This is a genomic window from Prosthecobacter sp. (assembly GCF_029946185.1).
Taxonomy (GTDB): Bacteria; Verrucomicrobiota; Verrucomicrobiia; order Verrucomicrobiales; family Verrucomicrobiaceae; genus Prosthecobacter.
This window is the reverse complement of sequence record NZ_JAQSEA010000126.1, coordinates 2881-18711: the sequence shown is the minus strand read 5'-3', so window position 1 is coordinate 18711 and position 15831 is coordinate 2881. Positions and strand designations below refer to the sequence as shown.

The 15831-nt window shown below is 60.7% G+C and carries 9 protein-coding genes; 4 read left to right on the top strand and 5 right to left on the bottom strand.

What is annotated here, in order from left to right:
* Positions 1–69: 69 nt before the first annotated feature.
* From PSV43_RS10440 to PSV43_RS10430, 3 genes are all read left to right on the top strand, one after another.
* The gene (locus PSV43_RS10440) at positions 70–1260 is read left to right on the top strand and encodes a protein kinase (RefSeq protein WP_300196490.1); all 1191 of its coding nucleotides are present in this window, start codon (positions 70–72) and stop codon (positions 1258–1260) included.
* A gap of 101 nt (positions 1261–1361) precedes the next feature.
* Entirely contained in the window at positions 1362–1721 is a 360-nt protein-coding gene (locus tag PSV43_RS10435; RefSeq protein ID WP_300196488.1) for a DUF3147 family protein, read from the top strand.
* 36 nt (positions 1722–1757) lie between these two features.
* Positions 1758–2864 carry a Gfo/Idh/MocA family oxidoreductase gene (locus tag PSV43_RS10430; RefSeq protein WP_300196486.1) on the top strand — a complete coding sequence of 369 codons (1107 nt, stop codon included), beginning with the start codon at positions 1758–1760 and terminating at the stop codon, positions 2862–2864.
* 79 nt (positions 2865–2943) lie between these two features.
* Here the strand turns inward: PSV43_RS10430 and PSV43_RS10425 are convergent, their stop codons facing one another.
* Positions 2944–5241: a hypothetical protein gene (locus tag PSV43_RS10425; protein ID WP_300196484.1), complete on the bottom strand. Its 2298-nt coding sequence runs from the start codon at positions 5239–5241 to the stop codon at positions 2944–2946.
* Between the two features lie 98 nt (positions 5242–5339).
* On the bottom strand, positions 5340–7643 hold the full coding sequence (locus PSV43_RS10420; RefSeq protein WP_300196482.1) for a hypothetical protein: 2304 nt from the start codon (positions 7641–7643) through the stop codon (positions 5340–5342).
* A gap of 415 nt (positions 7644–8058) precedes the next feature.
* Here PSV43_RS10420 and PSV43_RS10415 point away from each other — a divergent pair, with 415 nt between their 5' ends.
* The gene (locus tag PSV43_RS10415) at positions 8059–9483 is read left to right on the top strand and encodes a sulfatase-like hydrolase/transferase (RefSeq protein ID WP_300196480.1); all 1425 of its coding nucleotides are present in this window, start codon (positions 8059–8061) and stop codon (positions 9481–9483) included.
* 533 nt (positions 9484–10016) lie between these two features.
* Here PSV43_RS10415 and PSV43_RS10410 read toward each other — a convergent pair.
* The 3 genes from PSV43_RS10410 to PSV43_RS10400 all read right to left on the bottom strand — a co-directional run bounded on the left by PSV43_RS10410 (position 10017) and on the right by PSV43_RS10400 (position 15630).
* Complete coding sequence (locus tag PSV43_RS10410; RefSeq protein ID WP_300196478.1) at positions 10017–11882, bottom strand: hypothetical protein; 1866 nt, start codon at positions 11880–11882, stop codon at positions 10017–10019.
* Between the two features lie 155 nt (positions 11883–12037).
* Positions 12038–14404 carry an FtsX-like permease family protein gene (locus PSV43_RS10405; protein WP_300196476.1) on the bottom strand — a complete coding sequence of 789 codons (2367 nt, stop codon included), beginning with the start codon at positions 14402–14404 and terminating at the stop codon, positions 12038–12040.
* A gap of 89 nt (positions 14405–14493) precedes the next feature.
* Complete coding sequence (locus tag PSV43_RS10400; protein WP_300196474.1) at positions 14494–15630, bottom strand: transposase; 1137 nt, start codon at positions 15628–15630, stop codon at positions 14494–14496.
* Positions 15631–15831: the final 201 nt, after the last annotated feature.

Sequence of the window (15831 nt, the reverse complement as noted above, 5' to 3'; positions counted from 1 at the left end):
CATTAGCCTGCAAATAATGGATGTGGCAAGAAGCTTGCGGGATTCACTGGAACGGGCCAGCTTTACTGAATGTCATCCCGTTTTGAAATTCTGCGTCCCTTGGAAGAGGACACCGCCAGCAAGCTATTGCTCGTCCGCGACAACAAACGCGGCGACGAACTCCGGCTGCGGCGTTTCAAAACCACCAAGCCCGAGGAAATCGAGGGCCTGCAGGAATTGTTCCGCCAGCTTGCCACCTTGGAAAATCCGCATCTCGATCGGCTGATCGATTTCGGCACCGACAAGGACGGCTTCTACACCATTGTTGCAGGTCCGCTGCCGGGAGAAACCTTGAGCGAAGTGCTGGAACGCGGACCGCTCACGCAAAAGGAATTTGAAACCGTGGCCTCGCAGCTCCTTGAGGTGGTTTCAATCCTCCACGAGGACGCCATCGTCCATGGCAGCCTGCGGCCTGATTTTGTACGTATCTCCGGCAAATCCGCCGCTGACTGGCAGGTGACGCTGCATGGCTTTGGCCAGGGCTTCGCAGGTCGGACAGACAGCAAGGAGGAGCAGATCCGCGCCTACCGCTGCACCGCCCCAGAGCAGTGGCAGGACGGCACCACCCGTCGTCGCACTGACGTTTATGCGCTGGGCTGCATCCTCTATGAATCACTCACCACAAGACCTCCCTTTGGCAGTCGCACACTCAAGGAACTGAAGCTAAAGCACCTCGGCCATGACTTGGCCCCGTTGCAGAAAATCGCCTCGCATGTCCCGGCTTGGATGTGCTCCTGGGTGATGCACCTGATGGCGGCGGACCCTGAACAACGTCCACGCAAGGCGGCGGCGGCCCGGGAGTTGTTCGAGCGCCGTGAAGCCCCCAACCTGCCGGAACTGCCGCCACGCCAGGAGCCCTCGCCTGAAACCGCCCAAGCCACGCCGACAGTCCCCTTTCTCCAGCAGCCGCTTTCTTCTCCCGTTGTTCTTCCCCATCGGCAGCAAGGCGCACGAAATGCTACTTCAAGCACCATTCCCATTTCGCCCGGCCCCCATTTGGCCGCCAACAGGCCCAAGCGCCCCACAGCGGCCCTGATGCCCGCACAGCGCAAAAATTCCACACCTCTGCAGCGCAAACCGCCAACTCCTGCAGCGAAAAACATCAAGCCCATGGTGGTCGCCGCAGTGGCTATCATTCTCATGCTTGTCGTGTTCATCGTGCCACGTTGCAGCGAGAAACCTGCGCCAGCAAAAGGCGGCACGGCGCAAAAGAAGCATTAAGCTGGCGCTGTGCCTAGAGGTTTGAAGTTGTCCAGAGTTGATCCAATGGACGTCAGAAATTCAATGAGTTGCTGCTACATTTCATTATCCCCACTCCGACCATGACTCTGAATCTCATCCTCAAGTACCTGCTCAGCGCAGGCATCATCACGCTCGTGAGCGAGATGGTGAAACGCAGCGACAAACTAGGCGCGCTGCTGGCGGCTCTGCCGTTTGTCAGCGTCATCACTCTCTTCTGGGTGCACTTCGAAAGCGCGCCGGAGGTTCGGTCACAGAAGACGGCAGACCACATGTACTACATCTTCTGGTATGTGTTGCCCACGCTGCCCATGTTTCTACTGTTCCCAGCGTTCCAGCGCTGGTGGGGCTTTTACGGCGCTCTGGGCGGCAGCGCCGTGCTGACTTTGCTGCTGTTTGCACTGCTGCGCGCCATCACAGCACGCTTTGGTTTGATGCTGTGAACTTGACGGCAAGTGAAGGCGCATGCTTCATCCGGCATGACCAATCACAAGCACTGCCGCTGGGGCATCCTGGGTGCCGCTTTCATCGCTCGCAAAAACTGGCAGGCCATTCGTGATGCGGACAACGCCACGCTCATCGCCGTAGCCAGCCGTGATCTCTCACGCGCACAGGCTTTTATTGACGAATGCCAGAGCAGCGCACCGCATGAGACCGTCCCGGATGCGATGGATGACTACACAGCACTGCTGGCCCGCACGGACATCGACGCGGTGTACATCCCGCTCCCCACAGGACTGCGCAAGGAGTGGGTGATCAGCGCGGCGCAGGCCGGCAAACATGTACTGGTGGAGAAGCCGGTGGGCGTGAATGCGGCAGATGTGGCGGAGATCATCGCCACCTGTGAGCAGCACGGCGTGCAGTTCATGGACGGAGTGATGTTCATGCACGGGCGACGGCTGAAACGCCTGCGCGAGGTGGTGGATCATGATGTCGGCCAGGTGCGAAACATCGCCACGCAGTTCAGCTTCATGAGCGATGACGAATTCCAACGCAGTAACATCCGTGCGCATGGCAAACTCGAACCGCTGGGCTGCCTCGGAGATCTGGGATGGTACTGCCTGCGCTTCACACTCTGGGCCATGAACGAAGCCACGCCCACGCATGCAACGGGCCGCATCCACACGCAAACGCAGCAAACGTCGGATTCACCGCCTGTCCCTCTGGAATTCTCCGGCACGCTGAGCTTTGCCGATAGCGCCAGCGCATCCTTCTACTGCTCCTTCACCACAGCGAATGCGCAGTGGGCCATCGTGAACGGTGACAAAGGACTGCTGCAGGTTTCCGACTTTGTGCTGCCCTTCTCCGGCCCGCAAACAAAATTCAGCCTCACGCGTTCGGAGTTCGCGCTTGATCGCTGCCAGTCCCACATGCTCGAAAGCCGGCAGATCGAAGCCCTCGATGAACCCAGCAGCAACGCGCCCGGCTCGCAGGAGTCACGCCTGTTTCACACATTTTCCCAACTAGTGATTGATGAGAAATTGGATGCTCACTGGCCCAAGATCAGCCTGCTGACGCAGCGAGTGCTGGATGCATGCCTGACTTCCGCCAGAGAGGGTTCGCGAGTGATCTCCTTGCGAGACTGATCAAAGATCGTTCCTGGGCGATGGCGCCGTTGACGGTGGGTTCAGGGCTGGCGACCCGAGCAGCGACGAAGCAGTGTTTTCATGGCCGTGGCGGTGGCGCGGGAGGATTGGAAAGCTGGTCGCGCAAGTTCATGGCTCCAGGCGGCAGTGTGAGGGGGAGACCGCTGCCACGTGTGTCACTGCTTTCCGGCGGAGCGGTGACCTCCACTGGGGGTGGCGGCACGGGGATGGCCTTGGGCACGGCCGGTTCCACGGCAATAGCTTTAGGCACTGCTGCAGGCGTGGGTTTGGAAGAAGGTGCCACAATGGCGGCGGACTGAGGTGGGGCCACGGCTTCCACAGGAGCGGGTACATTCTTTTTCTGCCAGAGGGCGGAGCCTGAGAGGTGGGCGCACATGGCACCGATGACCATGGAACCGCTGAGAAACACGGCGGCCTTGAGCCAAATTGGGACGTCCTCGCGCACCATGAGATGCGCAGGCAGCGCGGTGGTTGCACTGGCGGCGGCAACTGCCCAGTCGGGGGCGTCTGGCGGTGAAGGTTCGCTGCCGCCATTGCGGAAGAGCAGTTCCGCGAAGCCAATGGTCGGCTTTTCTCCGCCCTTGGCCGCACCACCGGAGGTGAGGGGGGCCCCAGGTGAGCGGGGAGAATCGACGCCCAACGATGCTGACATTCCACTCTTTAAGGGGGCTTTGCTGGCAGGAATGGGTTGGAGACGTGGCTTCAATTTGTGCTCCATCGCAGATTCCGCGCCTCCTGCGCGGGCGGGCTCGTTCGGTTTGACGTGGTCGTAATGCTGGATGATTCGCGCATAGCGGGCAAGAAAGTCGCTGCGTTGCGCAGGCTTGGCATCGGCCACCTTGGCGATCTCCTCATCCAGAAGTCGCGCGACGGTTTCACGTTCACGCGCGCCGCCCATGGGTTCAGTGTGAATGCCAAGAGGAGGCTCAAAGCCAAGTAGAAACTTGCATAACGCGGCGAGCCAGCCGCCATGCCATGCAGTGGCTCTGGTGCCGTGCTCAGGTGGCAGCAGCACACCCGGGTCTGTGCCTCTCCCGGACATGGAGGCGAGCGTGGGATGCGCACGCACGATGATGTTAAAGGCGGGCCACTCATTGAGCTTGGAGACGAGCAGCTTGGTGCTGCGCGAGTCCTCCCGGGCGAATCCGGTGAGCAGAAAAATGTCCTCCAACCGCAGTTTGCAGGCGGGCAGCGTGGATTTATCCAGCTGTGTAAGCGCGGTGTCGAGCCCGGCAAGCACGAGGTAGGCCTCCTGCACTTCCAGGCAGTGGCGCTCACGCATGAGTTCAGCAAGGCTGATGCCCTCGGCAACTTCCTCCGCGAGGCAGGTGATGTCGTCGGACTCATTGACGAGCGCGAGGGTGATGAGGCTGGGATTGTCGCGCTGTTTGGTGATCTTGAAGGCGGAGTCATCGGCCTCCTTCACACTCACATGAGAGATCCGTGCGGGCGGCACCTGCTCGATGAGCACAGAACGTCCCGTCTTGGTGAGCGTGCCGCGCATGCTGTAGGGATTGGCCATGTCGAGGCGCTGGCTCTGAATTCGCACGAGATTGACCAGGCCGCGTGCCACATCCTGATAACCAGCCAGCAGCGGGGCGAGCAGGGCGCGAGGCTTCTGCGCTGTGGGGATCTCCCCAGAGAGCTGCTGAGGCGCGAGCTTTTGCAGGCTGGTGCGCAGCTCGCGCATGGCGGCAATGACACCGACACCCGCGCTGGAGAGGCAGGCACCGAGGAGCTCGGCGAAATCCGCTACCGCGACGGCATGGTCCGGCAGCGTGCCACCCTGCTCCACGAGAAAGGTGCGCAGGAATTTGGCCTGTTTTTCAAAGCTGGCCTTCAGCGCGCGCTTTTTGCCAGCGCTGGTGTCGATCACGCGAAAATCAGCCGCCAGCACCTGCACGGCCTGCGGCGCTGTCTGCACAATGCGCAGGCTGTCGAGAGGAGTCTCTGAAAGGAACTCGCCGCGCTCACACAGCGCCACGGCGGTCTCCAGCGCACGGGTGGCGATCATGATGGCGAGCCATCCGGGAATGTCCTGCAGCCGGGCGAGGTAGGGCCGCAGGGCCTCGCCATCCACGTTGCTGGTGATGTAGAAAGGATTTCCCTCATCCTCGCCAAACTCGATCATGCGCACCAGCGCCGGGTGGCCGCGCTTTTGCAGCGTTTGGCAGGACTCTTCAAATTCAGCGCGGTTCTCCAGAGGTTCCAGCAGCACGTGGCAGTGCACGTATTCCAACCGCTGCAGATCAAACGCCAAGACCGCCACCTGCTCGGAATTACGAACCAGCTCGACGTTGTTGCCGTCGGCGTCTTGAACGATTTGATAATGCCTGAATAAACTCGGCTCCGACATGGGGGGCGCTGTGGGGGGAGGGATGCTGGACTATCCTGCCATGCGACAGATGTTCAAGCCAGCGTTTCCTCGGAAGATAAAGTGTTTTCGTCTCAGCCTTAGGCCGGAGGCTTCCATGCGGCGATGGTATCGGGCGAACGGGACTTCATGCCGAGGCGCTGGGTGGTGAACTCATCGGGCAGGAGGATCTCTGTGGTGGAACCGTAATTGAGCGAGCCCAAAAAGTGCGTCTCCGTGCGTTCGGCAGATTCTGCCAGCCAGGCAAAGGAGCGGTGGTAATGGCTCAGAAAGGTTTCCACGTACGGCGAGATGCATTCGGAGGCCCGCGAAGCCATCTGCATGCCGATGCCCCGCATGCTGGCGGCATCCACCAGTGTCATCGAAACACCCGGCATCTCCGGAATCGGACCAGGCATGAGATGATGGTTCAGGGTGACGGTCCTCCGACCATCCGTGAAGGGAAACGGCGCTCCATCCATGGTAGCCATAATCTGGCGCAGGAGATTGAGCATCTTCGGAACGACGGACTGCAGCGCAGTGAGGAAAGCACTGGGATCATCCACATTCGCAAACTTTGCATTGAGGGTCTGAAAGGCAAAAAAAGTAGTGAGCAGCTCGCGAAAGCAGGGCAGTGCGCCGCTCATCGCTTCATAGATCGTGACCCAGGCGGGGAGATCACGGCGGCGCACGCGCAGCCACTCGCTGAGGTCTGCGGACTCGCTCCACCAGAGCAGGCCGAGTGCTGCGGCAAAGCGGCGCTCCAGCACGCGCTCACGCTCCTGTAGCGGGCCCTCCATGTGCTCCATGACCCTGCGTTGGCAGGAGGCCTCTTCACGAAGGGAGCCGGGGGTGGAGTCTTGGGTGCCAAACTGCATGCGCGAGACGGTGAAACCCGCAATGCTCAGCGTGGTGGCGGCTTCAAGATCGCGTCGGCGCTGCCATGCGAGGTTCCACTCCTGCAGGGCCACCTTGAACTGCGGCCCCCAGGCGATGATCTCCACCCTCACGCGCAGGATTTCGCGCTGTAGTTCCGGCAGCGCCACGGAGGTGGTCGGCGTGCTGCCCAGTCCGCACATCGCGCGCTCCGGGTGCGCGAGCCCGCCGAAGTAACGGCGAATGACGAGCAGAGCCTCTTCCTCGCTCCGGTTTTGATGAATGACCTCCTCATCCGCCACCATGCTGTGCTCGTGCAGGTTCAATCCCAGCCCGTGCTGATAGTAGAAATAACTGACCTGCCGCGAGAGATCGACAAACTGCCGCAACAGCGCGGCCGAAGGCTGCAAGTGGGACAGATGGGCAACAATGGCTGCCCCCTTGGCGGTTTCGCCTGCGCCCGTCCTGCTTTCGCCAGTGCTTTTCGGCTCGGTACTGGCCGCAGCCGCTTCCGCACGTGCTGAGGCGCGGTCCTTTGCCTCCGTAGCGACATGGCGCGCCATGAGCAGCGAGAGATTTTCCGGCAGGTGATGCTGGATGATGCCTTGTTGAATCTCCTGCTGTGCCGCCTCCCATGCCCCGGTGAGCAGGTCTAGCTTGTGCTGCATGCGCCGGTACATGTCTTTGCCGATGACATTGACACCACAGCGTGCTGCCGAGCGCCGGATGAACCACAGCGTGACCACGCTGACCAGCCTGGCGGCAAGCGCAAAGACCATGAAGGGAAATTTGGCCGCCCACATCCAGCCGCGCATGAGCCTGCGACTCAGGTGGTGCCACTCGGGCTTGCGCTGCGGCTTCACATCCGTATACACCTCCCACGGGTCGCGATCCAGTGCTGCGCGGAAAAACCAGGCATTCATCTCCCTCACCACATGCACCAAGGGAGTGCCGATCCAGCCAGCATTGTGGCTGAGCTCCTGAGCCAGCAGGCCCCCGAGCTCGCGCGAGGTGATGACGGACACCACCGGCAGGCCAAGATGCAGCACCGTCTGCCCGCTGAGGATGCCGCTCAAACCGCCCAGCATGGAGCTGCGCACACTGGTCGTGCAGTCCAGCCAGACCTGCACCGGCGGCTGCGCACGAAGATGCCAGCAGAGCAGGTCGATGATCTCAAAGAGCTGCGGCTGCGTAGCCACACTGACCTGCACCGCCACCTGAGCGCGCTTTGGCCGGGGAAGCAGAGGCCGGAGCATGAACACCCAGGTCACGCCCATGAAGAGGAACTTTAGCAACTCAGCAGCCATGCTCCAATGCAGCAAGTCGCTCCAAACCTTGTGACCGGTGAGCCGCCAGACCTCCCAGCCCATCCACAGCAGCAAACCCAGCACCAGCAGGAGGTAGCAGAGCAACAGAACCAGCGTGCAAGCGCCGGACAAAATCAGAAGCCCAAACTGCAACGGCCAGCGCCACGGTGCGATGCGCACTGGCGTGTCGGGCAATTGCTGGGAGACTGGGGGGGCAGGCATGAAAGATCTAAAGAGCCCGAAAGCGGCACCGAGAGCCATAATTAACCCTGTTTGATATGGTAATTCTAGTTAATTATTGATGTTTAAGGGTGCTTTAGCCGAATTCTGAATATTAATTCACTTCCCTGAGCCGTTTCCCTCTAGGCATCATGCAATGCAGACCCGCCTGTTTGCTCGCCCGTGGCAAGGTGCAACACTTGCATCTCCGGGCGGATTGTATCCCGATCACGGGTGGAAGAGGGGCGGACACGAAACATCACGCGCCTATGGGTCGATAAATCCATGATCGTAATGATTTGATAATCTGTGGCATAGGTCGCTCACTCTCAAATTTTGCCTCTCATTTTATTTCGGCGTTTGATCCGGCATTTGACCCAGTCGGGCAAGTTCGCCCATATCGGCCCGTTTTCCTGCCATGTTTCCCGCCCTGAAGCATCTCTGTTTTCTCGCCCTCTGGCTTGCCAGCCTAGCCTCAGCAACCGCCGCACCGCGCTCACGCAATCTCGTCTTCATCCTCACCGACAACCAAGGTGCCTGGACGCTGGGCTGCTACGGGAACCCGGACATCCGCACGCCGCACATCGACCGGCTCGCGGCGGAGGGCGTCCGCTTCACGCATGCGCTGAGCAGCAACCCCGTGTGTTCGCCCACGCGGGCGACGTTTCTGACGGGGCTGCTCCCATCCCAGCACGGCCTGCATTCCTTCCTCGATCCCAAGTTCATGATGGGGCCGGAGGCCTGCAACACACTGCAGGAGTTCACCTCCTTGGGCGAGGTGCTACAAAAGTCCGGCTACACCTGCGGTCTCAGTGGGAAATGGCACCTGGGCGCAAACATGACACCGAGCGAAGGCTTCACCACTTGGACCACCAAGCCCGACGGCAGCACGCAGGAGTTCTACGACCAGCAGGTCATCGAAAACGGCCAGCTCCGCGTGGAACCCGGCTACACCACAGACTTCTGGACGCGCAAGGGCGTGGAGTTCATCGCCGCGAACAAGGACCAGCCCTTCTTCCTCTACCTCGCCTACAACGGCCCCTACTCACTCGGAAAACTGATGTCGAATGAGTCCAAAAACCGCCACGCGGCCTACTACGCGGACAAGCCGCTGCACTCCTTCCCGCGCGATGCCATGCACCCCTGGCAGCATGACAACAAAGCCTTTCACAACACCGACGCCGCCCGCCGCCGCATGGCCAGCGAAGTCAGCGGCGTGGATGATGGCGTAGGCGAGATCATGGCCGCACTCAAAGCCAACGGGCTCAATGACAACACCCTCGTCGTGTATTCCAGCGATCAGGGCTGGATGGGCGGCCAGAACGGCATGTGGGGCATGGGCGATCACTTCCGTCCCATCGGCGCGCATGAGCTGATGATGCAGATCCCGCTTATCTTCCGCCAGCCCGGCACCATCCCGCCCGCGCAGACCTGCGACGCCTTCGTGAGCAACTACGACTTCATGCCCAGCGTCCTCGCTCAGCTCAGCCTCAGCGACAAAATGCCGCAGCAGCCGAAGTCCCCGGGCCGCGACTTCTCCCCTGCCCTGCGCGGCCAGCCCCTCGCAAACTGGGACAGCACCGTCTTCTACGAAATGGAAACCACCCGCGCCATCCGTACTGACCGCTGGAAATACGTCGCCCGCTTTCCCTCCGGCCCCTACGAACTCTACGACATGCAGACCGATCCGCAGGAACGCTTCAATCAATACGGCCAGCCCGGCACGCAAGAGATCAAGGCGGATCTGGCCAAGCAACTCGATGTGTTCTTCAATCGCTATGCCGATCCGAAATATGACATCTGGAAAGGTGGCGGATCGAAGGCGAAGCGGCACGTGCAGTAAACGCTCAATTGTTACCTTGTTGGCGCTTCTCCCACCCAACGTTTCCTCGGGGGCAAGGGATCGCTGGATGCTATCGCATCCAAAAATCCACGTGCGAGCGCACGATCATCAAAGAAGCGGGGAACAACTGCGATCCATGTGGAGGTCAAACTGTAGAGATACACATGATAGGCTCTGCTCTCCGGCTTTCCTCTGATTCGGCCAGAAACCGTGACCTCCACTGGCTGAGGCAGCTTCGCTGGCAGCAATCCCAAGGTGAACAGCGGAGCCATCAAGCCCATGCCGCACACCGGCAGGCAAGCGACCGCAGTGACAGACTCGACAACAAATCCGTCTTTGGCCTGCTGGCTCACGACATATCGGGAAAGCCGGTCAGAAGCACTTGTGTCATGCAGATTTGACGTTCTCGCACGCGGAAGTCTGGGAGCGTCTGATGAGCAGAAGACACGGGTGACGCATGAGGACAACATGAGAGAAGCAAGCATGATCATGACAAGTGTTTTGTGTCTTGTCATAGTACATTGCCTTCCGTTTCACTTCCCCTCAAACCTCTTCCGCAATTCGTTGAAGTAGCGCCGCACCTGTTCGCGACGTGCGGGTGGCAGGGCGGCCTCATCCAGCGCGGCTTCTTCAACTTGGATCGCCTCAAGGGCGGTCTGCGTGGAGGTGCGGGTGGATTGTTCATTGCGCGCACCGCCTTCGACGCTGCGCACGGTGCTCTGCCCTTCGTTGCCCTGCTGGGCACGGACGACGTTTTGATTGTCGGTGTTCTGCTTTTGCGTGGGCGTGTTGTTGAGATCGGCTTTGCTGTTGCCGGGGGGCAAACCGGAGCCGGGCACGGAGAGCATCGGACCATTGGGATCAGGCGGCGCGCCATCACCCCTGATAATGATCGTGGAGGCTTTGTCATCCGGCTTGGCTCCACCGGGAATGGGGGCGAGCAGCATTGGCTGACCATCTCCGGGCTGGCCCTGCTTTCCAGCTTGTCCAGGCTGCCCTTGCCCCATGCTCATCATGGGCTGCTGTTGCTGGCCCTGCCCTTGTCCGTCCTGAGGCTGCTGCATTTGATTCTGCTGCCCGGACTGGCCCGCGCCGGGAGGATTGAGCATCTGCTGGCCATTCTGCGACTGTCCTGTCTGCGGTGCACTCTGCTGCCCCTGCTGCTGAGATGACTCCCCCTGCCCCGCCTGGCTCATCTGCTGCATCGCCGCATTGCTGCTGTCCTGCTGCCCCGCGATGTTGCTGCCAGAGTCACGCAACTGCTGTGCAAGCTGCTGCAGTTCCTTGCGCGACTGCTCACGCAGCGCGAGGTCGCGCAGCTTGTCGGCGAGCTTTTGAAATTCTTCACCAGCACCCGCTGGCTTGCCCTGCTGCATCTGATCGCCCGCTGCGAGGACATTTTGGCCCACGGCGCGTTTGCGGTCCTCCTGATCCGCCTGCTGCTGCGCATCCTTGAGCGTTTCATTCATCCGCTCTTTTGCTTCAGCACTGAGCTGGGGTGCTTTGAGCTGGGTGGCGAGCGCCTCAGCGGCCTGCGATGCAGTCTGCGCATTCTTTGCGGCCACAGCATCTCCGAGATCCGCCGTGTCGGCGTGCTGGCGCAGGGCATCGATGAGTTTTTCCGATGCCCAGGGTTCCTTGCCGTTGCCCAGTTCCTCCGCCAGCTTCTCCGCTTCACGCGCGCGCTTTTCCAGTTCGGCCAGCACATCGCGTGCATCCTTCCCTCCTGCGTTGGCGAGAGCTGAGGCGGTTTTTTCCAGCTTCTGCTTCAAGTCCTCCACCTGCTTGGATTCCTCATCTTTGAGACCCGCGAGTTTCTTCTTTTCCCAATCGGTCTGCGCCAGTTTCTTCGCCTCTTCGGCGGCCTTGCGCGTCATGTCCTGATCCATCACCACCACTTCAGAAGGCGGGGCCAGAACAATGCTAATAAAGCTGCCGAGAATCGCAATGAGCAGCGGCACCGCGAGCCAACGGTCCGGCCGCAATGGCAGATCTTGTTTCAACGAAGCGGGCCATGCCTGTGCCAAAACCTCACGCTGTGCGTCGATGTGCGCACGCGCAGTCTCGCCTTCTTCCGCGTTCTTCTCAAACCACCACGCAGAGGCGAAAGCCTCGCGTCGTCCTGCCGCCTGATCCCACAACGCCAGCGCGCTGAACTCTCCGGGACGCTGCCACCACACATAGCCGAGACAGCCACCCAGCCACGTCATCAGCCCCAGCCATGGCGAAAACACCACGCTTGAACCACGCAGCGCAGCCAGCATCAGGAGCACCAGCACCAGCGAGGCCGGAATCAGCGTCATGCGCAGCACCGTGAGCCAGCGGCGCAGTGCCACCCACACCTGGACACGCTGTGCCACGAGGGCAAAGGCCGGGTTCTGAGAGGCAGTCTCGATCATGCCCCGCATTACACCTCAAAACGCAGACGAGGCCAAGCATTTTGACGGCACCCGGTTGAATTCCGCAGCAGCTGCCGCAGACGTCCAGACCGTCACTCCCTGCAGTCGCAGCAATCGCTTTGCATCCCCATCTTTCAAATCAACCGAATTGGCGCTCAATCCCTCGCCTTCAGCACGCCGACCATGTCCAGCTTCCGCAGCATGCGGCTGACGACGAGGAAGGAGGCGCAGGAGGCGGCTGCGACGACGAGGACGGCCATGGTGTAGGTGTGCAGGCTGATGACCAGGGGCATGCGGATGGTTTCGGTACTGACTTTGGCAATGATGAAGGTGGCCAGGCCTTTGCCAAATAAGAGACCTGCGGGGATGGCGGTGCAGATGAGCAGCAGCAGCTCTCCGAGCAGCACGCCGGCGACTTCGCGTTGGGTGAAGCCGACGACGCGGAGGGTGGCAAGGTCACGGCTGCGTTCGGAGAGCGCGATGCGGGCGCTGTTATAGACGACGCCAAAGGCCACGACGACGGCGAGCACGAGGTAGAGCTTGCGCAGGATGCCGATGCTCTGGCCGGTGGTGCTGCGGAAGGAATCGAGCTGGTCCTGCTTCACCAGTGTGATGGCGATGCGCGGCGTGTCCTTCACTGCGCGCATGAAATCACTCCAGCGGGCTTGATCCACGGTCATGTAGGCTCCGCTGACGGTGTCACCTTCACGCATGAGGCGGTGCAGCGCGTTGATGTCCATGAAGGCGGAGATGCCGGCGAAGTCCTCCATGAAACCGCGGATGGGAACACCCACGGTTTCGCGCCTGCCTTCGAGCGCCTCCACCTGAACGACATCACCGATGCTCGCGCCGAGTATTTTGCCGAGCTGCGCGGACATGACGATGCCTTCCTCAGGCAGCACGATGAGGCGGCGTTGCGCATCCAGCAGGCGGTTCAGGTCGGCATCACGCGGCAGACCTGTCACAGCGATCTTGCGCGAGTGGTGGCCGTAGTGGAGGCGCGCTTGAACGGCACGCACGGGCTCGGCGCGCTGCACACCAGGCAACTGCTCCAGATTGTGCAGCGCATCGCCAGAACTGGGCTCGGCGAAAAACGCGACCACATCCTGCCGCTGCACATCGTTCCATTGATAGGTCAGCATGTAGTCGATGCTGTCCGCCATGGAGCCGGGCAGCACCATCAGCCCCGTGGCCAAGGAGAGACCGAACACCGTGAACAGAGCCTGCACGGGACGACGCTCGATGTTTCTCAAGGCCATGCGCAGCGCGGGACTGCTGCCACGGGTGAGGCCCATGCGCTCAAGCATCGAAGGCTTGAAGTCCGCTGGTGGTTCAGGCCGCATGGCCTCGGCGGGCGGCAGTTTGACGGCCATCCAGACGACACTGATGACGCCAAAAAATGAGGCCACGGTGCTGACGACCAAAGCGATGCCCAAGGCGCTGTAATCCATGCGGAAGTTCAGTGCGGGAAAGCGGAAAAAAAGATCGTAAATGCTGACCAGTCCGCCGCCCATCCATCGACCCACGACACCGCCGATCAGGGTGCCCAGCACGACAATGACCAGCGCATAGTTCAGGTAGTGTCGGCCCACCTGCCACGAGGAATAGCCCAGGGCCTTAAGTTGCGCGATCTGTTCCCGCTGCAGGCGCACCAGCCGCGCCAGCACTGCATTCACCATGAAGGCCGCCACACTGAGAAAGACCACGGGATAGGCCACGGACAGCGCACGCACGACGCGCAGTTCGTCATCCAGCCGTTGCGCGCTGTTGTGCTCGCGCCGGGTGTAGGCTCCCTGCGCACCGTAGCCAAGCAGCAGGCGGTCAATCTCCGCCATCACCGGTCCAGACTGCGCCCCGGGCGAAAGGTCGACGCAGAGGTCATTGAACGCACCGTCGAGATCGTAGGGGACGGCGATGGATTCGTAATTCATCCAGAAGACGCCGTAACGTTTGTTGTCCGGCAGGGTCTGACCGGGCCGCGCCTCGAAGACAAACTCAGGCGAGAGGCCGAGGCCGCAGATGATGATGATGTCGCGGTGCCCGTTGATGATGGCGATCAGGCTGTCGCCAATTTGCAGTTTGTTCGCCAGCGCGAAAGATTCACTCACCACGGCCTGCCGTCGTTCATCGGGCAACGGCAGCCGGCCTTGGCGTATGAAGACTTGGTTGAGTGTTTGTGGCCGACCTTTCGGGATCGAAACCAGATGCGCGGTCGCTGGCTCCGTCATGCCCACGAGATCGAGCGTGGCATCGACTACGACACGCGCATCCACCGCAGCCACGCCGGGAATCTCCGCCACGCGTTCGGCCAGCGAGAGCGGTGCTCGTTTTAATGAGGCAAAGACATCCGCCAGACGGTAGCGCTGGTAGTAGGCATCCCGCGTGCTTTCCAGAGTCAGCACGATGCTGCGCGTCATGATCATCATCGCCAGCCCGCAGGCCATCACGAGACTCACCGCGACGATCTGGCCCTTCATGCGACCGAGATCGCGGAAGAGTTTTAAATCGAGGGGGGTGAGCATGCGGCAGTATGGATACGTTCATCCGCGTGCTTTGCAAAAATAGATGCCATTATACGGCCCATGAGCGGTGCAATGTCTTCAAAGTTCCATCATCCCAGTGGCTTGAGCCGCAGCTGCCTCAGCGTGTAAAAGGGCGCATCCGATTCCGTCATGCGCCGCGCTCCTTTTTTGCGCTTCGGGCCGAACAGCTCCCGCTGCGCCTCGAAGATGCCTTCCACAAACTCCTTGCTACCCAGCACCAACCCGTCGGTGAAGTAGCGCACACGCAGTTGCACCAATTCCGCTGAGCTGAGCTTGCCTTTCTCGGCCAGCACGGCGCGTGCTGACTCGGCAGTCACGCCGCGCGTCACCACGTTCTCATTCTGCGCGTCTTTTACCTCCCGCCCCTCGGCGTGCAGCAGGCAGCGATATGCGGCGGCCGCTCCCTCTCTCTTCCAGCTGTCCACCGGCTTGCTCAGTGCCTTGCACAACCCACGTTGCGCTCTGCGGCTGCCGCCCAGCGCCTCCGCATACCCGCACCAGCGGTAGTCCTTGGGATCTTTGACCAGACCGGCGCGCACGGGGTTCAGATCAATGTAGGCAGCCATCGTGCGCAGGGGTTCGCCTTTGCCTTCGACCAGCACGCTCTTGAAGCGGTCCATCCACAGTGTCCCCCTGCGGCCACGTCGTTTGTTGAACCAGCGGCTGAAGCGTTCTTTGATCTCTTTGACGAACAGGGAGAGATCGCAGAAACGCTTCTTCATCGCGTCCAGTCTCTGACCCGCCAGCACCGCCATGCCGCGTGAGCGCAAATCGGCCAGTTCATCACGCAGCAGCCCCACGTAGGTGCGGCTGTAAAGAATGCTCAGGTGCGACAGCAGTTTCGCCTCACCGTCTGGCCCCTCAAAGCGTTGCAGCCAAGTCTGCCGCTGCGGCACCTCGGTCAGCAGATGAAAATGATTCCCCATCAGGCAGTAGGTCAGCACCTTGATGCCAGAGAACTCCGCCATGCGCCAGATCACCCGGCGCAGCGCCTCTTTTTCGACGTCATCCAAGAACACCTCCCCACCGCAGGTGCGGGACATGACGTGGTAGCAGTAGGACTCCAGCGGCCCCTTGCCCAGAACCCGAAACCTGCCGCCGGACCACGAACGCGCGCCGGGATAGAGGCCGGTTTTCGCATTCACACCGACGAGCTGTTCTTCGAGAGAAATCGCCTGGGGTTCAGAGCTTTGAGCGGGGTTCATGGGGTCAACGGTGGACAAAAAATAAGTAAAGTCAACTAACTAAATGCCTGGCATCTTTTTGTTGGCATCTTTTTGTTGGCATCTTTTTGTTGGCATCTTTTTGTTGGCATCTTTTTGTTGGCATCTTTTTGTTGGCATCTTTTTGTTGGCATCTTTTTGTTGGCATCTTTTTGTTGGCATCTTTTTGTTGGCATCTTTTTG